Here is a 6527-nt window from a genome sequence, read left to right as displayed (position 1 = left end):
CCGCTTCGACGAACAACGAGAGGTAACGACAACATGACACAAGCCATCCCAGTGGGACAGGATCTGGAAGGCACGGTATTGCAGGTGATCGCGGGCAATATCGCCGACTTCATGCCCGGCATCGATCCCGCACAGGTATCGATCGCCGGGAAACTGGCCGATTACGGCTGCAACAGCATCGACCGCATGGATATCGTCTGGAAGACGCTCGACGATCTTCAGCTCGATATTCCCGTGACGGAATTCAGCGCGGTTCACGACCTGCGCGGCCTCGTCGCGCTGCTGTGCGGCTTCATCGGGCGTCGCAATTGACCGCGCCTGCCCTTGCCGTGACGGGCCTGGGCGCGGTCGGCGCATGCGGTCTCGGGACCGCTGCGCTGCTCGACGCCATGCGCGCGGGCCGCGTCGGCATCGAAGCCGGTGCCGACCCCAGCCTGCCGGCGAGCGCGCTCGCGCCGCTGCCCGATTGCGACATCGGCCGCGATGCGGGTGCGCTCGGCATCGACGCCACGCTGGCAGCCAGCCTGCAGCGGAGCGCGCATCGGGCCGGCCAGGCGCGCCGCGCCACGTTGCTGGCCGCCGCTCAGGCGTGGTGCCAGGCGGGCTCGCTGGCCGCCGCCGATCGTGTCGCGCTGATCGTCAGCGGGACGAATCTCGATCAGCAGGGGGTCGCGGAGTCGATGGCGCGCGCGATGGAAGGGCGCGCGGTGCGGCCCGGCTACGCGAGCGATTTCATGGACACCGATCATGTCGGCGCGCTCAGCGAGGCGCTTGGCATCCGAGGCGAGGGCTATGCGATCGGCGGCGCGTCGGCGAGCGGCGGGATCGCGCTCGCGCATGCGCGGCGCGCGCTGCTCAGTGGCGAGGTCGATGCCGTGCTGGTGGTCGGCGTGCCGATGATGCTGTCGGGCGCCGAGTTGCAGGCGCTGGCGGCGGCCGGTGCGATGTACCGGGGCCCGGCGCCGCGGGCCGGCGAATGCGTCTGTCGGCCGTTCGACCGCGCGGCGGCCGGCTTCGTCTATGGCCAGGCCAGCGCTGCGATGGTGCTCGAGCCCGAGGCGGCGGTGCGCGGGCGCGGCGGCCGGACGCTTGCCCGCCTCGCCGCCGCGACGATGGGGCTCGACGCGAACCGCTCGACGAATCCAAGCGTGCAGGGCGAGGTGGGCGCGATGCGGCGCGCGCTGTCGCAGGCGGGCCTCGATGCCGCCGCGATCGACCTCGTCAGCGCGCATGGAACCGCGTCGGTGCTCGGCGACCGGATCGAGGCGACAGCACTCGCGGAAGTGTTCGCCGAGGCCGGTTGCCGGCCGGCGATCAACATGCCGAAGGCGCTGTTCGGTCATTGCCTGGCCAGCGCCGGATTGCTGGAAGCGGTGGCGCTCGTCCTGCAGATGCGCGCTGGATTCGCGCACGGCAATCCGGCGCTCGACACGCCCGTCGACGATCGCCTCGACTGGGTCGGTACGCATGTGCACACATGCCGGGCGGTCGCCGCGATGTCCAACAGCTTCGGCTTCGGCGGTATCAATTCATCCCAGATTTTTACGCTTCCCCAGGAATCCCACCCATGAACACAAGCTGGATCGGCGGGCGCCCGCTTTATTCCGACACCGCCACGACACGGCTGATCTGCTTTTCCCACGCGGGCGGCGGAACGGCGTTGTATGCGCCCTGGCGCACCGCATTCGGGCCCGAGATCGAAGTGTGCCCGGTGCTGCTGCCCGGACGCGAGGCCCGGATGCGGGAGCGTGCCTATCGCCGCATGGAGGACCTGATCGATCCGCTCGTCGACGCGCTGATGCCGTATCTGGACCGGCCGTTCTCGCTGTTTGGTCACAGCATGGGCTCGATCGTGGCGTTCGAGGTGGCGCGCCGCGTGGCGGGGCTCGGCCGCGCCCCGCGCTCGCTGCTCGTCTCGGGACGCCGGGCGCCCCACCTGCGCAGTCCGCGGCCGCCGGTTCACTGCCTCGACGACGCGGCCTTTGCCGACGCGATCGGCGAACTCGGCGGCACCCCCGAGGAAGTGTTGCGTGACCGCGGGATCTTCCAGACGTTTGCGCCGAGCCTGCGCGCCGATTTCGAATTGAACGAGCGCTATACGCCCCTGATCGGGCCGCCGCTCGCTTGCGAGATCGTCGCGTTTTCCGGCGACCGTGATCCGCAGGTCACCGAGTCCGAATTGCTGGCCTGGCGGGAAGTGACGAGCGGCCCGTTCTCGCACCACCTGCTCGATGGCAATCACTTCTACCTGCAGGCGTCGCCCGCGCCGTTGCTCGCGCTCGTCGGCGCGCATCTGCGCGGGATGACGGCCGTCGCGGCGCCACGCGAGACGTCGCGGCCATTCACGGTGCTGGGCGTGCATCACGTTGCGATCGGTGGTCCCGACAAGGCGCGCCTGACGAATCTGTGGGTGAACCTGCTGGGGCTGTCGGTGGCCGAGCGCTTTCGCAGCGATGCCGAAAACGTGGACGAGGACATCCTGATCGCGGGTTCGGGCGCCGGGGCCATCGAGATCGACCTGATGCAACCGCTCGACCCGGCGCGCAAACCCGACGTGACTCGCCCCGCGCTCAATCATATCGGCCTCGCCGTCAGCGACCTCGATGCAGCCGTCGTGTGGCTGGGCGCGCAAGGCGTGCGATTCGCCGATGGCGGGATTCGGCGCGGCGCCGGCGGTGCGCGCGTCGCCTTCATTCATCCGGCCGCCAGCGCGCAGTTTCCGCTGGGTGGCGAAGGCGTCCTGATCGAACTCGTGGAGGCCGTGCCGGCGGCCAGGCACGACGCCCGCGACGAACGCGTCCGGCAGCCGGCGTAAGCGGCGCCGTCGCGTCACCCGAAGTCCCAATGGAGGAACAACCATGCCTGACAATCGAGATCCGGGCGCGCCGGCAGCGGCGCTGAACCTTGCCGCGCTGCAGCGCGAGATGGAGCAGATCCCGCTGAAGCCGGTGTATACCGCGGCGGACACGGCGGGGCTGCCGTTTCAGGACACCTTGCCGGGCGCGCCACCGTATCTGCGCGGCCCGTACGAGACGATGTACACGACGCGTCCGTGGACGATCCGCCAATACGCGGGCTTTTCAACCGCGCAGGAGTCGAACGCGTTCTATCGCAACGCGCTTCGGGACGGCGTCGATGGAATCTCGGTCGCCTTCGATCTGCCGACCCATCGCGGCTACGACTCGGACAATCCCCGCGTCGCCGCCGATGTCGGGATGGCGGGTGTCGCGATCGATTCCGTGGAGGACATGAAGGTCTTGTTCGACGGCATACCGCTCGACAGGATTTCGGTCTCGATGACGATGAACGGCGCCGTGCTGCCGATCATGGCCTGCTTCATCGTCGCGGCCGAGGAGCAGGGCGTCGCGGAATCCGCGCTGACCGGAACGATTCAGAACGACATTCTGAAAGAGTTCATGGTGCGCAACACCTATATCTACCCCGTGCGCCCGTCGATGCGGATCACCACCGACGTGATCGAATACTGCGCGACCCGCCTCAAGAAGTTCAATTCGATTTCGATCTCCGGCTACCACATGCATGAGGCGGGCGCGTCGCCGACGGTCGAGCTGGCGTTCACGCTCGCCAACGCGCGCGAGTACGTGAGGAGCGTGCTGGCGCGCGGTCTTGCCATCGACGAATTCGCGAGCCGACTCAGCTTCTTCTTCGCGGTCGGCATGAACTTCTACCTCGAGATCGCGAAGTTGCGCGCCGCACGCCAGCTCTGGTGGCAACTCGTCGGCGAGTTCAATCCGGCCAGCGAACGCTCCCGCATGCTGCGCACGCACTGTCAGACCTCGGGGTGGTCGCTGACTCGGCAGGAGCCGTACAACAACGTGGTGCGCACCACGATCGAGGCAATGGCGGCCGTGTTCGGCGGCACCCAGTCGCTGCACACCAACTCGCTCGACGAGGCGATCGCGCTGCCGAGCGCGTTTTCCGCGCGCCTCGCGCGCAACACGCAGCTGATCATTCGCGAGGAAACGCGGATCCCGAGCGTGGTCGATCCGTGGGCCGGATCGTACATGATGGAATCACTGACCCAGGATATCGTCACCCAGGTCACGCAGGTCATGGACGAGATCGAACAGCTCGGCGGCGTGATCGGCGCGATCGAATCGGGCTGGGCCAAACGCAAGATCGCCCACGATGCGTCGCGCAAGCAGGCGCGGATCGACTCGAACGCGGATGTGATCGTCGGCGTCAACAAATACCGGCCCGATACCCTGGACTGCGAGACCGAGGTGCGCAGGATCGACAACAGCGCGGTGCGCAGCGAGCAGGTCGAACGCTTGCGGCGCCTGAAGGAAACGCGCAGCCAGCGCGATGTCGATGCCGCGCTGGCCGCGTTGCGCGACGCGGCCGCACGCGGGCAGGCCGACCGCGGCCGGCGCAACCTGCTCGATGCGGCGATCCAGGCGGCTCGCGTTCGCGCGACGGTCGGCGAGATCTCGGCCGCGATCGAGGCCGTGTGGGGCCGGTATTCGGTTCGGACGGAGGTGCTCGCGGGCGTCTACGAACGTGAGTTCGTGAACGATGCCGGATGGCAACAGCTCGTCGCGGCGATCGCGCGGTTCTCGGCCAGGAACGACGGCCCGCCGCGCATTCTGATGGCAAAGCTCGGCCAGGACGGTCATGACCGTGGGATCGGCGTGGTGTCGGGCGCCCTTAAGGATCTTGGCTTTTCCGTCGTGACGGGAACGCTGTTCCAGACCGCCGAGGAAGTGGTCCGGATCGCGTTAAGCGAACAGGTTCACGCGATCGGCATTTCATCGCTGACGGCAGGACACGGTGTCTCGATTCCGGCCCTGATGGACGGCATGGACCGACATCTGCCGTACCGGCTGCCTGTCTTTCTCGGCGGCGTGATTCCCGATTCGGACCATCCGGAACTCCGTCGTCTCGGCATCGCGGACATCTTCGGCCCGGGAACGCCGATCGTCGATTTCGCGACGATCATGCTGCGCCGGATCGAAGCCGAACTCGGCGCGCGCATGGCCTCGGACCCGCGCGTGGCGGGCTGGACCGATGCGCCGCCCGTTACCGACACGATATCCGGCTAATCGACGGCGGCCTGGCGGTTGCGGCATCGGTGCCGTCGGGCCTGCCCCCGCCTTCCTTATCCCTTTACCGCGATACGATGGACATCCTTCTTTACGACACCTGGGAGCGCTCGCTGCGGCCGTTCAGTCCGATTCATGCGGACTGGGTCGGGCTCTATTGCTGTGGTCCGACCGTCTACGACCATGCTCATATCGGCAATCTGAGAACCTATCTGTTCGAGGATCTCCTGCGCCGGACCCTCGAATTCAACGGCTATACGGTCCGCCATGTCGTCAATATCACCGATGTCGGCCATCTGCTGTCCGACCAGGACGAAGGCGAGGACAAGGTCGAGCGTCAGAGCCGACGCAGCGGCGTTTCGGCCTGGGCCCTCGCCGAACGCTACACCGAGGCGTTCATCGCTGATCTCGGGCTGCTCAATATCGAGCCGCCGACGATCTGGTGCAAGGCGACCGACCATATCGAAGAGCAGATCGCACTGATCGAATCGCTCGACGAACGCGGGTATACCTACCGCACGCCGGATGGTCTCTATTTCGACACGTCGCGGCAGGAGGGCTACGGTTATCTCGCCAGGCTCGACAAGGCCGGACTCAACGCCGGCGCACGCGTCTCGATGGGCGAAAAGCGCAGCGCAACCGACTTCGCGCTTTGGAAGTTCAGTCGCGTGGGCGAGCAGCGTCAGATGGAATGGGCCAGCCCGTGGGGAACCGGGTTTCCGGGATGGCACAGCGAATGTTCGGCGATGTCGTGCAAGTACCTCGGTCCATGGTTCGATATCCATTGCGGCGGCGAGGATCACGTTCCTGTTCACCATACGAACGAGATCGCGCAGAACGAGGCGCGTCACGGCACACGGCTCGCGAACTTCTGGTTGCACGGTCACTTCCTGCAGGTCGACAAGGCGAAGATGTCGAAGTCGGGCGGCGATTTCCTGCGATTGCAATCGCTGACCGACGAGGGCATCGATCCGCTTGCTTTTCGCTATCTATGCCTGGGCGCTCATTATCGCGGCCACCTCAATTTTTCCTGGAGCGCGTTGCAGGGCGCAAGCGCGGCGCTAAGTCGGCTCCGTGAAAAATTCCATGAGCTCCCGGCTGGTGGCGATGCCGACCCCGATTTCGTTCTGCGATTCCGGGCAGAGGTGAATCGCGATCTGAATACAGCGAACGGATTGGCGCTGGTGTGGGACCTGTTGAAAAGCGCGCTGCCCGATGCGCGCAAGAAGGCCACGCTCGCTGCAGTCGATGCCGTGCTCGGCTTATGCCTCTCGCAATGGAGCCCCGAAGCCGATGAAGCGATCCCGGAACCGGTGCGTGAACTGCTGCGGGCACGGACTGCGAGTCGCGCCAGTCGGGACTGGGGCCGGTCGGATGCTTTACGTACGGAGATCGAGACGCTGGGCTATGCGGTCGAGGATCGCGGGGGGGCGGGGGGGACGCGGGTTCGGCGTCGGTAAGCAT

At 66.7% G+C, this 6527-nt stretch carries 5 protein-coding genes and 1 pseudogene; all 6 read left to right on the top strand.

Annotated features, from left to right (window positions below; translation table 11 throughout):
- Window positions 1–33: 33 nt before the first annotated feature.
- On the top strand, window positions 34–312 hold the full coding sequence (locus AC3WLY_RS20120) for a phosphopantetheine-binding protein (RefSeq protein WP_492310513.1): 279 nt from the start codon (window positions 34–36) through the stop codon (window positions 310–312).
- Window positions 309–1571 (top strand): beta-ketoacyl synthase N-terminal-like domain-containing protein, encoded by a 1263-nt coding sequence (locus AC3WLY_RS20115; RefSeq protein WP_492310514.1) that lies wholly within the window; start codon window positions 309–311, stop codon window positions 1569–1571. The genes AC3WLY_RS20120 and AC3WLY_RS20115 overlap by 4 nt, the downstream gene beginning before the upstream one ends.
- A pseudogene (locus AC3WLY_RS20110) lies at window positions 1478–2245 on the top strand (thioesterase II family protein); the annotation flags it as partial. The gene AC3WLY_RS20115 and the pseudogene AC3WLY_RS20110, both read left to right, overlap by 94 nt.
- 57 nt (window positions 2246–2302) lie before the next feature.
- A complete protein-coding gene (locus tag AC3WLY_RS20105) occupies window positions 2303–2815 on the top strand; it encodes a VOC family protein (protein ID WP_492310517.1) in 513 nt (170 codons plus the stop codon).
- Window positions 2816–2858: 43 nt separating this feature from the next.
- Complete coding sequence (gene scpA / locus AC3WLY_RS20100; protein ID WP_175959399.1) at window positions 2859–5063, top strand: methylmalonyl-CoA mutase; 2205 nt, start codon at window positions 2859–2861, stop codon at window positions 5061–5063.
- 77 nt (window positions 5064–5140) lie between these two features.
- Window positions 5141–6523, top strand: a complete 1383-nt coding sequence (cysS, locus tag AC3WLY_RS20095) for a cysteine--tRNA ligase (protein WP_175959398.1) — start codon at window positions 5141–5143, stop codon at window positions 6521–6523.
- The last annotated feature ends 4 nt before the right edge of the window (window positions 6524–6527 follow it).

This window comes from Burkholderia sp. FW306-1C-G01B (assembly GCF_058781685.1).
Note: the sequence above shows the minus strand (reverse complement) of the source record. Positions and strands in the feature narration are given on the sequence as shown.